The following is a 16,998-nucleotide window of genomic DNA, read 5'->3' on the forward strand; positions in this document are numbered from 1 at the left end:
ACGTTATTAAATATGAATATAAAAAAGGTCATCTGCTTTCTGGGAAGTGTATCCACAGAAAGTGTGATGACCTTTTTAACATTTAGAAGGATGACAATGGACTTTGCCCATTGCATAAGAAATACTAAGCGCTAAAGTGCAAAGTATTTCTTATTTCAAGTATCTGTCGTGCATTAATATTTTTAAGATATCAATTTGGTCTTGTAGTTCTTTACCGACATTGGTGTCTCTGATTTTCTTACGTTGAAGTTCTTCGTCTACCACACGTTTTACTGATAACTCATCAGTACCGTCTGACAAGACCTTTTCCTTAGTATTAAATTCCTGATGTGCTACCAATTGCATTCCGAATGAATTATAAAGCAATGTATATCCAGCGATACCAGTTGTAGATTGATAGGCTTTAGAGAAGCCACCATCAATGACTAACATCTTACCGTCAGCTTTGATAGGATCTTCACCATCGATTTCTTTCACAGGCGTATGTCCATTAATAATGCGACCTTCATCAGGATTCAAGCCAAAGTCTTTAAGCATCTTGCGAATCATATCAACATCTTCACGTAAATGATAATAAGGATTCTTTTCCTCTTTATGAGACGCTTTATCTTCAATAAAGTAACGTTCAAACGTTGTCATTGCACGCTTACCAAAGAGGGAAGAGTATTTACCAGTCCATAAATACCACACTAAATCAGTAGAAATATCGTCTGTGATATCTTTATGATCAAAAGCCTTACGCACATGATATTCAAAGACATCTAATAATTCACGACCACTTAATTCTTCACCTTCGATTTCGAAAGCTTCCATTTCTCCATTTTCATCAACTGGGATACAACCATGAATCAGTAGATTTCCGTTATATGGAAGGTATAGTTTACCTTCACGCATTAAGAATGACATATGACGTCTCAATTTCTCAGATTGTTGGAAAGAAAGGAGTAACTTATCGACTACTTCCTCTTCCTCTGGTAAAAGTTTTGCAGGGTCATTAGGATCTACAGTTTGGAAACATGTGTCCTTAAGAGGGTATGTTTTACCGTAAACTGTAATTTCATTTTTATCATAATCAATTTTTTCTAATACTAAACGTTCTTCCATTTCGAAAGAAGGACGACGCTTAATAATAGGCATTTCAAGCTTGAATTGAATCATCGCAATCGCTTGATGAATCTTAGTGATTTGGCTTTCCTCACGTTTTGTTAAGCTTGCTTCTTTATCAGGACGTTTCTTAGGTTTAAAAGCAGGGTTCTCAGCGTCGTAATACTTTTCAGCCAAAGTAAGTAGAGGGCGTAAGTTAATGCCATAAGCGTCTTCAATAATATCTAAGTTATCATAACGTGCACAGATACGAAGTAGATTAGCCAGACATACTTTAGAACCAGCATAAGCGCCTATCCATAATACATCGTGGTTTCCCCACTGAATATCGACTGAGTGATAATTAATAAGTGTGTCCATAATCTTATCTGGTTTAGGACCACGATCGTAAATGTCACCAACAACATGAAGGTGGTCGACGACTAGACGTTGAACCGTATATGATAATCCGATAATAAGGTCGTCTGATTGCTCTAATTCAATAATTTGGTTAACGAGTGTTTCATAATAAGGTTTCTTATTGTGGAATTCGTTACTTTTATAAAGTAGTTCTTCAATAATATATACGAATTGTTCTGGTAAGGCCTTACGTAATTTCGAACGAGTATATTTAGATGAACAATATGTAATCAATTCAATGAGAAGTTCGATTGTTGTGATATACCATACATTTAGCTTGCCAATTGAATCAAAATTGTTTTTTACTAATTTTAATTTTTCTTCTGGATAATATACTAAGGCTGCTAAGTCATTAATTTCTTGTTGAGATAATTTATCTTCGAAGATGTCATTAATTTTGGCTCTCACGTTTCCTGAACCATTACGTAAAACGTGTTGGAAAGATTCATATTCACCATGAAGGTCGCTGACAAAATGTTCAGTTCCTTTTGGTAATTCTAGAATGGATTCTAAATTAATGATTTCCGTCGCTAATTTCTCAGCACTATCAAACTTTTGAGAGAGTAAATCTAAATATTTTTGTTTCATTTCACTTTCAGTAATAGGAGTCATGCTTAGTCACCTCTGTTTAATATTTCCACCACTTATGCATTTAATAATGCGCTTACATAAATTATCTTTAAAATACGCTACTTTTTCAATGAATGCGTCCTAAGAATTTAAATTCATACTAAAAAAGCTGAGCGAGCCGATTAAAATAGTAATGGCATACTCAGCTTGAGTTTTATTTAACGTTTTTGCGACGCTTCATGAAGTAACGTATGACGAAATAGATAATTGCGATAATAATGATGACATACATAATACGTGAATATGTGTGAATGCCATTCATTAGTGCACTGAAGCTATCACTTAACACTCGTCCAAGTAAGATGAGTGCGAAGTTCCAAATGGTCGTACCGAGTAATGAAAGAATAGTAAATTGTACCACATTCATGCGGTTGATACCGGCTGGAATAGTGATCAGTACACGTAATACTGGAACGAAACGACATAGGAACACGGCCCATGCACCATATTTTTTAAACCAGTCGTTCGCACGCTTTAAATCTTTACTTTTTAATTTCATCCATTTTCCGTGGCGATCAACAAAGCGATATAATCTTTCTTCAGATATTAAGCGACAAATATAATATAAAATCAATAGACCGATAAACGAAGCAATTGTGGCGATAATTAATAACGTCCAAATAGATAAATGCGACTTCACGGACAATAATCCAGCAAACGTTAAGATAATCTCAGAAGGAACAACAGGTAAAACGTTCTCTAATAAGATTAAAATAAATATTGCCATGTAGCCCCATTTACTAATAAATTCTGTAATAATATGTTCCATGTAAAATTTGTTTCTCCTTTAAATCAAGCAATGGTCGAGCATCGTTTGTTTATTATAACCAATATTAACAGTAAATGCTTAAAATTAATAACGAAGATACATCAAATTCTAATGAAACTAACGTATTGATTTTAATAATGTATGATAAATACCTTGTGCTTCTTCATCACTTTGGATACCGTAAGCATTCATACGGCCATCTTTAAATAGCGTAAATTCGTAATTTTCGTATTGAATGAGTTTCGCGAATGAAGTTGATTTAATAACATTTCCTGGGAAATGATTAGCATAGTCGAAAGCGTGTTTCGGTAATCTAAATAGAAACGTTTGGCCACACATAGATTCGATTTGATTGTCCTTTTTCAAGTTGAGTAGGTCATATTGTTGATTTTCACACACCGGGCAGTCTTTGTTTTTCAGAATATCTATGTTCATCGCCTTATAGTTTATATCAAACGCATCAACTGTAATTAATTGTTTGGAAAAGCCTTTTCCAGCAAGATAGCGAATTGCTTCAGCGACTTCATAACTCGCTACGATTGAAATAATAGGAGGAAGTACACCATTGATAGTGCAACTTTCTCCTGTTTCAGGCATCGTTTGCATGAGACATTTCAAACAAGGACCTTGATGATCAATACCATAAATCGTTCCTTTACTACCTACAGCAGCACCATAGACCCACGGAATTTGATACTTATGACACACTTCATTAATTAAAAAGCGAACTTTAAAGTTATCCATACCGTCGATAATCATGTCAGGTTGCACTTCATTTATAATATCTTCAATATTTGATGAATTTACCTCAACATCGTAAGTAGATATAACAATATTTGAATTGATTTTCTTAATTTTTTCTTTCACAGCTTGGACTTTAGAAGTGAGGTGATACGCATCTTCTTCATCATAAAGTGTCTGACGATGTAAATTTGAAATCTCTACGATATCCATATCAATAATGGCAATATGGTTGGCACCCATACGTGCAAGTTGATCGATAATATGAGTGCCTAACGCTCCAGCACCAAAGACTAGGATGTTAGCGTTAGATAATTTTGTTTGTCCGTCTTCGCCAAACGGTTGAAAGCGTGTTTGTCGATCATAACGTGACATTATAAGAATCCTAATCCTTCAGTAGGGCTTGAAGCTTGTGCTGTATATTTCACTGGAATTCGACCAGCTTCGTAAGACAATCTTCCAGCATTGATGCCAAGCTTCATTGCTTCAGCCATTTTGACTGGATCCTTTGCAGCAGAGATTGCTGTATTAAGAAGAATTCCATCAGCGCCTAACTCCATCGCATGACAAGCATCTTTAGGAGACCCAATGCCTGCGTCTACAATCACTGGTACGTTTGCATTTTCAATAATATAGCTTAGATTGAGTGGGTTATTAATGCCACGTCCTGTACCAATAGGTGAGGCAAGTGGCATCACTGCATGTACACCGAGTGTTTCTAAACGTTTTGCTAGGACGAGGTCGTTTGAGATATATGGGCATACGATATAGCCTTTGTCTAAGAGTACTTTACATGCTTCATATGTTTCAAAAGGATCAGGAAGTAGTGTTTCGTCGTCTCCAATTACTTCTACTTTAATCATGTCGCAAACCCCAGCGTGATTTGCAATTTCTGCGATTCTAATTGCTTCTTCAGCTGTTTTAGCACCAGCTGTATTTGGAAATGTAATAAAATCTTTTAGGTTAACATCGGCAAGTGGGTTAGGTAAGTTACGGTCATATAGATTCATGCGTCGAACTGCGAAAGTTAACACATTTGTTTCTGATGCTTCAATCGCTTTTGATTGAATGTCTTCATTTTCAAATTTACCAGTACCTAATAATAAACGAGAGTGTAATTCTAAATTTCCAATTTTAAACATATTATCCGCCTCCAACGATTTCTAATAATTCTAATCGGTCATCTTCTCTGACTGTATGTTCATGGTATGCATCTTGTTTGATTAACTCTTTATTAAATTCAACGATGACGCGTGTTGGATCTAATTCGAGTGATGTGAGTACATCATGTATTGATTGTTCGTGGTCGAAACTAAACGTGTCGCCATTAATGATACACTTCATAGTTATTCCTCCTTGATACGCTAAAACTTGAATAATGAGGTGGTTTGATACCTGAAATTAACCAATTTGCGATATCCCGACCAATAATAGGTGACAATAAGATACCGTTACGATAGTGTCCAGTGATTACAAATAAGCCATCATCGATTTGATCCATCATAGGCACTTCATTGTCTGTATATGGACGAACGCCTGACCATTCCTTAAGAATACGACTATGTTTAAGTTCTGGAATGCGTTCGCACGCATGATTGAATAACCAGTTTAACCCTTTCTTAGTAGTACCAACCGAATAGTTATCGAACTCGCTTGTTGCACCAATTAAGAACCGATTAGGTTGCTTTGGAACGATGTAACAACCATTCGTCATAAATAATGTTTCTGAAAGATTGAGCTCGTCATTTTCCAATAACAGAACTTCACCTTTCACGCCAATCACTTTTCTATGAAGATTGTAATTTTTAAGAAGTTGAGAGGACCAAGCGCCCCCAGCAACGATAACTTTACGTGCTTCAATAAGAGGTTGTTGGTCAGTATAAACTGAGTAATAACCATTATTTCTTTCAATAGACTGTACCTCAGTGTGATGATAGCGCGAGATGCGTCTCATGTTGAGTGACTCTAGTAATGCTTTGGTGTAAGCGTTAGCGTTGATTTGGCCATCATGTGGAATATGAATCGCTGCATATGAGGGCTTCACGTTTCCATTCGTTAAGTGCATGAGGTCTTCAGATGATAATTGTTTAACACTAGGGTCGTTTTGCTTTAGAAAGTTGTATTGACGTTGCAAGGATTCAACATCTTCTTTGCTATGCGCAATTTTAATTAAGCCTGAATCTTGAAACTGAATATCAATACCTGTTTCGTTCATTAATGATTCACTAAGAAGTGGGAACATTCCTCGTGATTCAATCGCTAGTTTGAATAAATCACTTTCTTCGGTGAATTCATTTTGCGCACCTAACATCCCACCAGCTTTATATGACGCATGTTTACCTGGGACATCTCTATCTACAATAGCTACATCGTATTGCGTTGCACTTAATTGTCTTGCTATCGACATGCCGATGACACCTGAACCAATAATAAGTACATCATGCATGTTTCAACCACTTCCTTTTTAATTCTTTTATGTCCTCGAGTGACGCATTCATGAAAAATGAAATGGCACAAATTCCCGCGAATCTTTGTGATACCTGAGCAATTGTATGTTGAGAAATACCTCCTATGGCATAGATAGGAATAGGGAGATTCAACACCTCTTCAATTTCGTCATTTGTCCGTGGTAATTCATTTGGATGCGACGTCGTAGGGAAGATATGACCAAAGAATACATAATCCAACCCGCTATCAATACATTGACGCACACTTTTGGCATCATGGGTCGACATGCTCACTTGTATGTCAGGATGTGTCTTTTTGTATGAAAATGCTGTTTCATCATTTTCCTTAAAATGAATGCGTTTGAGATTTAAATCTTCTAATAAAGCAATATCGCTATGAACAATGATTTTTTCTTTAGCAAACCCTTGATTCATTAAGTGAATCATCGATTGCTTTAATTCTTTTTGAGGCATTGATGTTCGAAATAATAATCCATCAATACCTTCCGCAATATCTAAATAATGTTCTAAATCTTGAGCAGTAAGGACTTTATCGTAAGTAACTGCAATAAATATGTGTATCACCCCAAATCCACAAATAAAAAAACGCTATCTCCCTGAATTGGGAAATAGCGCTTAGATTATGTATATAAATCCTAAAACTTTCGCATCGCCACTTCCCTACGCCAGTATGAACTGGATCAGGTTCTAGGAATTATAAAGTCTATTCTTTACTCTCAGCCCTAAACAAAGGCACTTCCAGTGGATTGATATAAAATTTTATCAAAGATATGTAACCGTTTTTCTTAATGTATATATTACTATTTTTATCTATATACATCAAATGCTATTGAAAGAAAATAAAAAGAATTAATAATGTATAAATTTGCAAAACACTTACTCATAGTGAATATTTAATAATATACTTTATATTTTAAACGATTCATTTTCTGTAAAATTATAGTTTTGAACTTCATGAAATCATACAAGACGATCAATTTAACCAAACTCAAAAACGAGTGGTGAAATATACGAAAAATATACATTTTTTCAAGAAATTTCGTTCAAACTATTGTAACCGTTTTCACAACATGCTATATTATAAAAAATTGTAGCGCTACAACTTACTCAAGTTGTTCTAAAAAGGAAAGTTTCAACAGACATCATAGGGAATTTCTGAAACTTAACGACATCTTAAATAGAAACAACATAATATTAAAGGAAGTAGGAAACAAATATGAAAGAAAAACGCAGTAATGTACGTTGGTATTTCGCAATAGGGTTCTTCTTCATTGGCGTTATTGCATATATGGATAGGTCTAATATCTCATATATCGCTGCTCCGATGATGAAAGATTTAGGTTTAACCAAAACACAATTCGGACTACTTGCCTCATTCTTCTCGCTAGGTTACGCATTTATGCAAGTGCCATCAGGGATGTTAGCTGAGAAGTTTGGACCTCGTAAGATGATTACGATTGCACTTGTATGGTGGAGTGCTTTCACAATTTTAACGGGAATGATTAAACACCATGGATTATTATACTTTATAAGATTCTTATTTGGCGTAGGGGAAGCCCCAATGTATCCATCTAATGCCGTATTTAACTCTTTCTGGTTTGCTAAAAATGAAAAAGGAAGAGCATCTAGTGCATTATTAGCAGGTTCTTACTTTGGTCCTGTGCTTGCGCCAATCATTACGATTGCTATCGTTAATGCGTTTAACTGGCAAGCGGTATTCTATATCTTCGGTGCGATTGGTATCGTCATGGCTATTCTTTGGGCGATTATTGCTAAAGATTTACCTGAACACCATAAGATGGTTAGTGATGCAGAGAAGAAATATATTACTGAACATCGTGATACAGTTGCGACTGAAAAGTCTTTACCACCATGGAAACGCTTCTTAAGTCACTTCAGTTTCTATGCCATTGCTTTACAATATTTTGTAGTACAATTCGTTATCGCATTATTCTTAATCTGGTTACCTACATATTTAGCCGAACAGTATCATGTAGATTTCAAAGATATGTCAATCAGTTCTCTGCCATGGTTATTCATGTTCTTTTTAATACTTTCAGCTGGAGCGATTTCAGACAAGATTTTGAATTCAGGAAGTTCACGCTTTGTAGCTCGTGGCGTAATTGCTATTGCAGGATTCGTTGTATTCTCTGTGTCTATTTTCTTAGCTGTCCACACAGACAACTTATATATGACGATTATTTGGTTATCACTTTGTTTAGGTGGCGTTGGTATTTCAATGGGTATGAGTTGGGCTGCAGCTACAGATTTAGGACGTAACTTTTCAGGTACAGTCTCTGGTTGGATGAACCTATGGGGAAATATCGGCGCATTGATTAGCCCATTACTTGCCGGTATTGTCGTAGATCAACTAGGCTGGTCAATGACATTGCAATTATTAATTGTACCTGCTGTCATTGCTGCTATTTTATGGTTCTTCGTTAAGCCAGATAAGCCACTTGTTGTAGATGAAAAACATTAATTCAATTAATTTCAAAACATACTAAGATTTCCAAACCACTCGTCTTAGTATGTTTTTATTTTTTTTAAAGTTAAAAAGCATTTATAATGAATCTAACATGATTCAACCATTAATACGTTTACAATCATACTTAGGAGATGATGACGAGTGATTATTATTAATGCGAAGCTTCAAATTGATGAAAATAAGCGAGACGATTATTTACAGTTAATGAACGAACTGGTTCAAAATTCTAGACAAGAAGAAGGAAATGTATTCTATCATCATTACGAAGATGTTAATGAAAAGAATGTCTTCGTTGTAGTTGAAAATTATAAAGATGAACATGCGGTACAAGTGCATAACGACTCTCACCATTTCCAAGCATTCAGTCAACATATTGGTGACTATGTCATTAAAGAGCCAGAGATTAATGTGAGTGAAACAATCGAAAAATAAACTCATTTAGCCCAATATTGAAGATATGAGTGTTATAATTAAATAATTGAATAGATGTATCAACTACAACTATGTTTACGACGAGCGGAACAATATTAGAAATACTTCATATGTTCCGTTCTTTTTTGTGTTTAATTTAGGGAATGCTTTAGAAAGGAAGGTAAAAAATGAATCAAATCTTGAATTCTTTGATTCGCTTTGATACGTCAAAGATAGATTATTTTAAGGGGATAAGACAAGGTCTACTTATGGTATTACCTGCATTGATAGGTTATCTATGTGGTTTCCCAAGTTTTGGGTTGCTCATTTCCACTGGTACACTTGCCCATATCTATGTCTTCAAAGGGTCTCCGCAGTCTATGCTTAGAACCGTCATCATATGTGTGCTATCGTTTACAGTTTGTATGATATTAGGCACATTGACTGTGACACAGCCTATTTTATTTGGCTTATTACTATTAATTGTGGTTGCGGTGCCTTATTATAGTTTCAATGCACTTAAACTCGCTGGTCCATCATCAACATTCTTTTTAGTAACATTTTGTTTACCCATTAATTTGCCAGTTGCGCCTGACCAAGCGCTCATTCGTGGATTAGCCATCTTTATTGGTGGTATATTAGCTACAATCACTGTACTTTTAACCATCTTTTTCACAAAGGAGAAGGCCGAAGATCGAGCGATTAAAGCTGACTTTAAGACACTTCATAATTTATTACATCATTTTAACGATGCAGAACAATTTAAGAGATATGCACGTAACGCTGTAACGGAATTTAGAACTTCTGAAAAGTTATTAATCACTTCTACATCAGGTGGGAACGGTAATTTAAGTAATAGATTCCAAAAATTGATTTTACTGCATACATCAGCACAAGGGATTTATTCAGAGCTATTAGAATTAAATGAGAAAAATATCCGACCATTACCTGAAGATTTAGTAGAAATGATGGATTATATTATTAAAAATGTAAGATACCCACAACAACTTCGACCTTGGACAAAAACAGTTGATGTGGCACCAGAATTCCAAAATCTTATGAATCATATTTTGAAAATAGATGAAATGATTCACGCCAATGAACATCACATTGAATATGAAGCGGATATTCGAAAGCCATTATATAGTAAACGTATATATCAAAACTTAACGTTTGATTCAATCGTCTTCAGAAACGCCTTACAATATACGGTGATTATGGGGATCGCGATTTTTATAGCACTGGCATTTAATATACAGAAAGCATACTGGGTGCCTTTAACAGCGCATACAGTCATGTTAAGTAATATGACTACAATTCGAACACTCGACCGTTCACTTGCAAGAGGACTCGGAACCATAGTTGGTGCCATCGTATTGTCTGGAATACTTGCATTTAATATTAACCCAGTTGTCGCTATATTGATTATGAGTGTTTCAGCACTCATGACGGAAGCATTTGTGGCATCGAACTATGCATTTGCTGTTATCTTCATTACAATCCAAGTCATTATGTTAAACGGCTTAGCATCTCAAAACTTAAGTATTGAGATTGCTTACACACGTATTATCGATGTACTTGTAGGTATTATTATTGCAGTTCTGGGCATTCTTTTCCTAGCTCGTAGAACAGCGTCATCCATGTTGCCAAGTGCAATTGCTGAACTCGTTCGTAAAGAAAGTATTTTATTTCATTATTTATTTTCCGAAAATAAACAAGAAAACAACGACCGCGATAAAGTTGAAAAATTAAATTTATCAGTAAAAATTAGTAATGTGACGCAAATGTATAACTCAGCAAATGGGGAACTATTCAGTAATAAAGAAGCAGTACGTTATTATTATCCTAGTATCTTCGCATTAGAAGAGATCAGCTTTATGTTAGAACGTGCGATGAATAATAAACATAGACAAACGATAGATGATCAACAAATGGGTGAATATCTTGTCGTATTTGAAAACATTGCTAAGCATTTCCAACTCCAAACGGACTTAAATATGAAAGAGATGAGTCATTTACCTCAATATAATTATATTCGTGCGGCATTGATGAATATCCAACGAAATTGTAGCGAACAACGTAAAGATATTACGCATAGTGAAGAAGGTGCACATTAGTTCTCGTATGTTACTCTGTTTCAATCTTATATTTTAGTGGTAAATATCTACAAAAATAATTGAGGAGGTATGACGATGCCTTGGACAATGAATGATTATCCGCAAAGTTGGAAGAACTTTGATGAACTTGAACGTAAAAAAGCGATTGATATTGGTAATGCCATGTTGAAAGATGGCTATAAAGAAGGCGACGTAGTTCCAATTGCTACACAACAAGCTGAAAAATGGTACAAAGATGCATCTAAAGAAGAATTAGATGAATTGAAAAACAAACATATTACGGAGCATCAGAAAGATCAATCTGCGAATCCGAAACTTAATGAAGAAAATATCCATGTCTATTTTGAAGATGATGAATGGAAAGTGAAGACTGAAGATGCAAAGCAAGCTTCAGATACTTTTGAGAAGAAACAAGATGCTGTTCAACGTGCTAATGAAATTGCTGAAAACAAAAACACTAAAGTCATCGAACATAAAAAAGACGAATAAATAAGTGGAATGAATTTAAACCGTATAGGCTGCGTGCTTATACGGTTTTCGTAGTTCTATGGCAATAAAACTAAAGTATGATGGGCTAACGTTTCTCTCTTAAATTTAATTTCGATATAATGAGGGTGTATAGAAAACGGAGGTCGAGAAGTATGTACGTAGAAAGAAAACCTTCATTATATGTCGAAGATTTAAGAAATGAATTTAAAAATAGTTTAACTCAATTTCAAGATAGTGATGCTGCTTTCGATACACTAGTAGGATTTGTGGAATTAGACCATTTGTATTCCTCTGCTTTAAAGGAAATTAGTACGAAACTCAGTATTTTAGACGAGAATTTTAATCATCAATATAAACACAACCCGATTCATCACATGGAAAGACGCGTAAAGGAAATGCATAGTTTAGTAAATAAACTGAATCGAAAAGGTTTAGAAGTAAGTGCTCAGAGTGCCAAAGATAATATTATGGATATTGCTGGCATTCGAGTTGTATGTAACTACCTTGATGATATTTATGTCATTGAAAAAATGTTGCTAAAACAAGAAGATGTGACGTTGTTGAAGCGTAAAGATTATATTGAGCATCCTAAAGAGAATGGCTATCGCAGTTTGCATATTGTTGTATCGATTCCAGTCTTTTTAGCAGATTCTGTAGAAGTCACACCTGTAGAAATTCAAATTCGTACGATAGGTATGGATATGTGGGCAAGTTTAGAACATAAGATTCGATATAAGAATGACGCTGACACTGAAAAATATAAAGGATTACTTGAACAATGCGCAACTGACATTACAAATGTCGAAAGTAAAATGCAGCAAATACACTCTGAAATCTCGAATAAAGAGTAAACTGGAGATATAAAGTCGCTTTGATAAATGTTCAAAGTATTATTAAAAGAAGCTCATTTGATATATTGGCAGTAGATGTCTGGATTGAAAGTGCGCTTATATCAAGCTTCTTTCAATCCTAGCCATCCTTGCCGGGGTGAGACAACGAAATTAATTTTGTTAAATTATATTTCTGTCTCGCTCCCTTTTTTGTGCTTAATTTGAATAAATATTTAATTTATTATTACAATAATTATATGAAAAGAACTTATATGATATTATAATTTTAATTGATATTAGAATAACGAGGTTTTTTATGATTAAAGAGAATTTTACAACTAAGGTTTATCCACTTAAACAATTTAAAGATGAGTATAGTGAAGTCGCATTTGCAGGCAACTCAAAATCCGATGATGTGATTGTGTTCATTCATGGGGCATTATTAACATATAAAATTATGACGATGTTTGAACCTTATTTCAGAGAATATCAATTGATATTCGTCAATTGTCCTAGTAGAGGTAAAAGTTCACAACTAGATAGAGATTCACATACACTTGATGATTATTCGGAACGTATTTATGACGTTTTAACTCAAGTCGTTGAAGAACAACACATTCAAAAATTAAGTGTAGTGGGCTATTCTATGGGTGGCATGATAGCAACGAGGTTGCTTAAATATAATACACTCCCAATCACTCATATGATTTATTTACATAGTGCTGCTAAAATCACTCCTGATGCAAGTATGTTGGCCCGTCTTTTTACAAGAAATAGTAAAAGAGATACATTAAAAGATGAAGTGAAAGCTGTAAAGAATTTGCCTCAATACATATTAGATAAAACAATCTATGCCCATAAGGAAAATGCATTAGATCTTATTCAATTTGTAGCACCAATTAAGACGATTATTACTGACATCATTTACACTATTAATACAGATTATCTACCAGATATTGATGAGATTAGACAGTTTCCTAAGATATTATTTATGTCTGGTAAAGAGGACCAAATTATTCCCTATACAGATTCGCAAGCGACACTTGAAAAGTTTAAACAACTTGGCGGAGAAACAAAAGAAATTATTTATCCTGGCATAGGACATATAGATTTTCCAAGTGTTCTGGAAACCAATTCTCAAGATCAAATAGGCGTAGTAGATCACATTAAGGATTGGATTTCAAGTTAATTAAAAAAATAAGACGGTAGGGCGTCTTAAAATTGATAAAAGGTGTTGCTAGTGACGTAACGTCATTTAATAAAGTGTGATTAGGAGGTGAAAATCTATGTCAACTTATACAACAGGAGATATAGCTAAAAGATGTCATGTTTCAGTACGAACTGTTCAATATTATGATAGACAAGGAATCTTGCGACCAAGTCAGATGTCAGATGCAAATCGGCGCGTTTACACGGACGAAGAAGTTAAAAAACTTAAACTTATTATTGTACTTAAAGAATTAGGGTGCTCACTCAAAGACATCAAGTTATTATTGAGAAATGAAGAAACACTCAAAACACTTAGCTCTATGTTAAAAGTGAAAGAGGATGAACTACAACAAGACATAAGCAGAAAAGAAAATGTAGTCAAAAGAATTAAAGAAGTTCGTAAATACTTTAACAAGACATCAATTTCTCCAATTACACATTTATATGACATAGATCATATTATGAAAGAATCATTAAATTTAAAAAGTATCAGAAAGAAATTATGGCTAGCCACTGGGATAGTAGGAATCATTCAATACACTGGACTTGTTGCTTCTATTGTCACGAAAGAGAAAGAACCATTCTTATCAGTGACGCCAGTGACAATCGTATATGCGCTCGTATTAACGTATTACTACAAAAACAATGTGTCTTATTTATGCCCTAATTGCCAAAATGTATTTAATCCTAAAACTTTAGACTTTATTAAAGCACAACACACGCCTAAAACTAGAAAGCTCACATGTCCAGATTGTCATGAAACACACTTTTGTATCGAAGTTCCAAAAAATGAAGAACAATGTTAATACAAGCCCCAACGTAACTTTGCGTTGGGGTTTTTTATCGTTCGTAGTAGTCAAAACTAAAAGAAAGCGCTTGCAATTATAAATTTCGTATATTAACATACTTGTATACAAGTTAAGTCGTTCGACTTTGGGGGTGGAAACATGACTTATGGTTATCCTAAAAAGTGGTTAGAAGGTTTAACAACAGGAGAATCAATTGCAGCCGAAATACGACTTGGTATTGTAAGTGGTGCAATTACTACTGACACATTACTTACAGAGAATCAAGTTGCAAAGCAATTTAATGTAAGTCGTTCTCCAGTAAGGGATGCTTTCAAATTACTTCAAACTGATCAGCTGATTCATCTTGAACGTATGGGCGCACAAGTGTTGCCATTTGGAGAACAAGAAAGGAGAGAAATGTATGACCTTCGCTTAATGCTTGAATCTTTCGCATTTTCAAGGTTAAAAGACCAGGATACACAATCAATCGCTAAAGAAATGAAGAAGCAACTGGAGATGATGAAAGTCTCTGTACAATTTGAGGATGCAGAAGCTTTTACCAAGCATGATTTTGAATTTCATGAAGTCATGATTTTTGCGTCTAATCATCAGTATTTAAAGACATTTTGGAACCACTTAAAGCCAGTCATGGAATCACTCATTTTACTATCAATGAGACATCGAATGGATACAGACAAGCAAGATTTCGAACGCATCCATCGTAATCACCAAGTATTTATAGATGCGATAGAACAGTATGATTCTGAAAAACTAAGAGAAGCGTTTCACTTAAACTTCGATGACGTTGGAAAAGATATTGAAGGCTTTTGGTTACGTTAATGAAATAGAAAAGAGGGACCTATAATGAAGTACATGATTGGTGTAGATATTGGTACGACAAGTACGAAATCAGTACTTTACGATGAAAACGGAAAGTTCATAATGAAACATAATATAGGCTACGACTTACATACTCCCAATGTAGATGTCTCAGAGGAGAACCCGGATGAATTATTCGATGCCGTATTAATGACTGTGAAATATATCGTTAGAGAAGCGGGTGTCTCGAAAGAAGATATTAAGTTAATTTCATTTAGTGCTCAAATGCATAGTTTAGTAGCTATGGATGCACAAAATAAGCGTTTAACAGAGAATATCACTTGGGCGGACAATCGTGCGAGTCGTTATGCAGATTTAATTGAAAATGACCACAACGGCTTCGATATTTATCAACGAACTGGTACACCGTTACATCCAATGTCACCATTATCAAAAATATTTTGGATGAAACACGAACAACCTGAAATATATAACCAAACAGCAAAATTTGCGGATATTAAGACTTACATCTTCTACCAATTATCTGAAAAATATGTCATCGATTATTCAATGGCATCTGCGACAGGCATGTTTAACCTTGAACAATTAGATTGGGACGAAGAAGCACTAGAATTATTAGGTATTACTAGAGAACAATTACCTGAACTCGATCCAACTACTCATATTTTAAAAGGAATGAAAAAACGTTATGCCACACTCATGGACATTGACGAAAATACACCAGTCATTGTAGGTGCAAGTGACGGTGTGCTATCAAATTTAGGGGTGAATAGCTACAAAAATGGAGAAGTAGCAGTCACTATCGGAACATCTGGTGCAATTCGTACGGTTATCGATAAACCACGTACTGATGAGAAAGGGCGTATCTTCTGCTACGTGCTTGATGAAGATCATTACGTAATTGGCGGGCCAGTGAATAACGGTGGCGTTATACTCAGATGGCTTAGAGATGAAATACTCGCTAGCGAAGTAGAAACTGCCAAACGATTAGGCGTTGACCCATATGATGTTTTAACTCAAATCGCTAGTCGAGTGAAACCAGGAGCAGAAGGGCTTATCTTCCACCCATATCTTGCCGGTGAACGTGCGCCACTATGGAATGCAGACGCAAGAGGTTCATTCTTTGGATTGACCCTTTCCCATAAAAAGGAACACATGATACGCGCAGCATTAGAGGGTGTACTTTATAACTTATACACTGTTTACCTTGCGTTAATCGAAGTGATGAACGAAACACCAAGTACGATCAAAGCGACAGGTGGTTTCGCTAAAAGTGAAATTTGGCGTCAAATGATGGCAGATATCTTTGATACAGATCTTATCGTGCCAGAAAGTTATGAAAGCTCATGCTTAGGTGCATGTGTACTTGGATTAAAAGCATTAGGCGAGATTGAGGATTTCTCAATAATTGAAGAAATGGTGGGCACAACGAACGCACATCATCCAGAAAAGGACACAGTTGCTATTTACCAGAAACTCGTAAAAATCTTTATCAACATTAGTCGCTCTATGACAGTGAATTATAGTGAAATTGCGAATTTCCAACGAGAACATATAAATGAATAATCGCAATGCCAATTAACCATATAACTTGCAACTCAGACATTAAAAGAGAAAGAAGGGGAATGTTATGTTTGGAGAAATTTGGCCACTCATAAGTGTTGTATTAGGAATTGTTATATTACTTACTTTAATTATTTTCATGAAATTAAATA

At 35.0% G+C, this 16,998-nt stretch carries 16 protein-coding genes and 1 riboswitch; of the genes, 9 read left to right on the forward strand and 7 right to left on the reverse strand.

Annotated elements, in window-relative coordinates; all coding sequences use genetic code 11:
- Positions 1-150: 150 nt before the first annotated feature.
- The 7 genes from HMPREF3264_RS01895 to HMPREF3264_RS01925 all read right to left on the reverse strand — a co-directional run bounded on the left by HMPREF3264_RS01895 (position 151) and on the right by HMPREF3264_RS01925 (position 6,672).
- Positions 151-2,115: a fructose-bisphosphatase class III gene (locus tag HMPREF3264_RS01895; RefSeq protein ID WP_070871744.1), complete on the reverse strand. Its 1,965-nt coding sequence runs from the start codon at positions 2,113-2,115 to the stop codon at positions 151-153.
- Positions 2,116-2,287: 172 nt separating this feature from the next.
- A complete protein-coding gene (locus tag HMPREF3264_RS01900) occupies positions 2,288-2,902 on the reverse strand; it encodes an undecaprenyl phosphate transporter UptA (protein ID WP_044466776.1) in 615 nt (204 codons plus the stop codon).
- A gap of 117 nt (positions 2,903-3,019) precedes the next feature.
- Positions 3,020-4,018, reverse strand: a complete 999-nt coding sequence (locus HMPREF3264_RS01905) for a ThiF family adenylyltransferase (RefSeq protein ID WP_070871745.1) — start codon at positions 4,016-4,018, stop codon at positions 3,020-3,022.
- Complete coding sequence (locus HMPREF3264_RS01910; protein ID WP_070871746.1) at positions 4,018-4,785, reverse strand: thiazole synthase; 768 nt, start codon at positions 4,783-4,785, stop codon at positions 4,018-4,020. The genes HMPREF3264_RS01905 and HMPREF3264_RS01910 overlap by 1 nt, the downstream gene beginning before the upstream one ends.
- 1 nt (position 4,786) lies before the next feature.
- Positions 4,787-4,987, reverse strand: coding sequence for a sulfur carrier protein ThiS (gene thiS, locus HMPREF3264_RS01915; RefSeq protein WP_070830179.1), 201 nt, complete (start codon positions 4,985-4,987; stop codon positions 4,787-4,789).
- Positions 4,971-6,089, reverse strand: a complete 1,119-nt coding sequence (thiO, locus tag HMPREF3264_RS01920) for a glycine oxidase ThiO (protein WP_070871747.1) — start codon at positions 6,087-6,089, stop codon at positions 4,971-4,973. Before thiO ends, thiS begins: the two co-directional genes overlap by 17 nt.
- Positions 6,082-6,672: a thiamine phosphate synthase gene (locus tag HMPREF3264_RS01925; RefSeq protein WP_070871932.1), complete on the reverse strand. Its 591-nt coding sequence runs from the start codon at positions 6,670-6,672 to the stop codon at positions 6,082-6,084. Before HMPREF3264_RS01925 ends, thiO begins: the two co-directional genes overlap by 8 nt.
- Before the next feature lie 79 nt (positions 6,673-6,751).
- Positions 6,752-6,861: riboswitch (TPP riboswitch) on the reverse strand.
- A gap of 466 nt (positions 6,862-7,327) precedes the next feature.
- Here HMPREF3264_RS01925 and HMPREF3264_RS01930 point away from each other — a divergent pair.
- The 9 genes from HMPREF3264_RS01930 (at position 7,328) to gntK (ending at position 16,849) form a co-directional block, all read left to right on the forward strand.
- Positions 7,328-8,593, forward strand: coding sequence for a pyruvate MFS transporter (locus HMPREF3264_RS01930; RefSeq protein ID WP_002444245.1), 1,266 nt, complete (start codon positions 7,328-7,330; stop codon positions 8,591-8,593).
- A 147-nt stretch (positions 8,594-8,740) separates the two neighbouring features.
- Positions 8,741-9,031 (forward strand): putative quinol monooxygenase, encoded by a 291-nt coding sequence (locus HMPREF3264_RS01935; RefSeq protein WP_070871748.1) that lies wholly within the window; start codon positions 8,741-8,743, stop codon positions 9,029-9,031.
- A 167-nt stretch (positions 9,032-9,198) separates the two neighbouring features.
- On the forward strand, positions 9,199-11,127 hold the full coding sequence (locus HMPREF3264_RS01940; RefSeq protein ID WP_070871749.1) for an FUSC family protein: 1,929 nt from the start codon (positions 9,199-9,201) through the stop codon (positions 11,125-11,127).
- 75 nt (positions 11,128-11,202) lie between these two features.
- On the forward strand, positions 11,203-11,616 hold the full coding sequence (locus HMPREF3264_RS01945; RefSeq protein WP_037541658.1) for a DUF2188 domain-containing protein: 414 nt from the start codon (positions 11,203-11,205) through the stop codon (positions 11,614-11,616).
- A gap of 152 nt (positions 11,617-11,768) precedes the next feature.
- Positions 11,769-12,467 carry a GTP pyrophosphokinase gene (locus HMPREF3264_RS01950; RefSeq protein WP_070871750.1) on the forward strand — a complete coding sequence of 233 codons (699 nt, stop codon included), beginning with the start codon at positions 11,769-11,771 and terminating at the stop codon, positions 12,465-12,467.
- Positions 12,468-12,762: 295 nt separating this feature from the next.
- Positions 12,763-13,635, forward strand: coding sequence for an alpha/beta fold hydrolase (locus HMPREF3264_RS01955; protein ID WP_070871751.1), 873 nt, complete (start codon positions 12,763-12,765; stop codon positions 13,633-13,635).
- Positions 13,636-13,732: 97 nt separating this feature from the next.
- A complete protein-coding gene (locus HMPREF3264_RS01960; RefSeq protein ID WP_044466777.1) occupies positions 13,733-14,461 on the forward strand; it encodes a MerR family transcriptional regulator in 729 nt (242 codons plus the stop codon).
- A 141-nt stretch (positions 14,462-14,602) separates the two neighbouring features.
- The gene (locus HMPREF3264_RS01965) at positions 14,603-15,283 is read left to right on the forward strand and encodes a GntR family transcriptional regulator (protein WP_070871752.1); all 681 of its coding nucleotides are present in this window, start codon (positions 14,603-14,605) and stop codon (positions 15,281-15,283) included.
- 24 nt (positions 15,284-15,307) lie between these two features.
- The gene (gene gntK / locus HMPREF3264_RS01970) at positions 15,308-16,849 is read left to right on the forward strand and encodes a gluconokinase (protein WP_070871753.1); all 1,542 of its coding nucleotides are present in this window, start codon (positions 15,308-15,310) and stop codon (positions 16,847-16,849) included.
- The last annotated feature ends 149 nt before the right edge of the window (positions 16,850-16,998 follow it).

The sequence above is a fragment of the Staphylococcus sp. HMSC62A08 genome (assembly GCF_001839105.1).
In the GTDB taxonomy this organism is placed as follows: Bacteria; Bacillota; Bacilli; order Staphylococcales; family Staphylococcaceae; genus Staphylococcus; species Staphylococcus caprae.

Coding starts and splice junctions, on each gene's coding strand:
- HMPREF3264_RS01895 (WP_070871744.1), bottom strand. CDS start 2,115: ATGACTCCTATTACTGAAAGTGAAATGAAACAAAAATATTTAGATTTA.
- HMPREF3264_RS01900 (WP_044466776.1), bottom strand. CDS start 2,902: ATGGAACATATTATTACAGAATTTATTAGTAAATGGGGCTACATGGCA.
- HMPREF3264_RS01905 (WP_070871745.1), bottom strand. CDS start 4,018: ATGTCACGTTATGATCGACAAACACGCTTTCAACCGTTTGGCGAAGAC.
- HMPREF3264_RS01910 (WP_070871746.1), bottom strand. CDS start 4,785: ATGTTTAAAATTGGAAATTTAGAATTACACTCTCGTTTATTATTAGGT.
- thiS (WP_070830179.1), bottom strand. CDS start 4,987: ATGAAGTGTATCATTAATGGCGACACGTTTAGTTTCGACCACGAACAA.
- thiO (WP_070871747.1), bottom strand. CDS start 6,089: ATGCATGATGTACTTATTATTGGTTCAGGTGTCATCGGCATGTCGATA.
- HMPREF3264_RS01930 (WP_002444245.1), top strand. CDS start 7,328: ATGAAAGAAAAACGCAGTAATGTACGTTGGTATTTCGCAATAGGGTTC.
- HMPREF3264_RS01940 (WP_070871749.1), top strand. CDS start 9,199: ATGAATCAAATCTTGAATTCTTTGATTCGCTTTGATACGTCAAAGATA.
- HMPREF3264_RS01945 (WP_037541658.1), top strand. CDS start 11,203: ATGCCTTGGACAATGAATGATTATCCGCAAAGTTGGAAGAACTTTGAT.
- HMPREF3264_RS01950 (WP_070871750.1), top strand. CDS start 11,769: ATGTACGTAGAAAGAAAACCTTCATTATATGTCGAAGATTTAAGAAAT.
- HMPREF3264_RS01955 (WP_070871751.1), top strand. CDS start 12,763: ATGATTAAAGAGAATTTTACAACTAAGGTTTATCCACTTAAACAATTT.
- HMPREF3264_RS01960 (WP_044466777.1), top strand. CDS start 13,733: ATGTCAACTTATACAACAGGAGATATAGCTAAAAGATGTCATGTTTCA.
- HMPREF3264_RS01965 (WP_070871752.1), top strand. CDS start 14,603: ATGACTTATGGTTATCCTAAAAAGTGGTTAGAAGGTTTAACAACAGGA.
- gntK (WP_070871753.1), top strand. CDS start 15,308: ATGAAGTACATGATTGGTGTAGATATTGGTACGACAAGTACGAAATCA.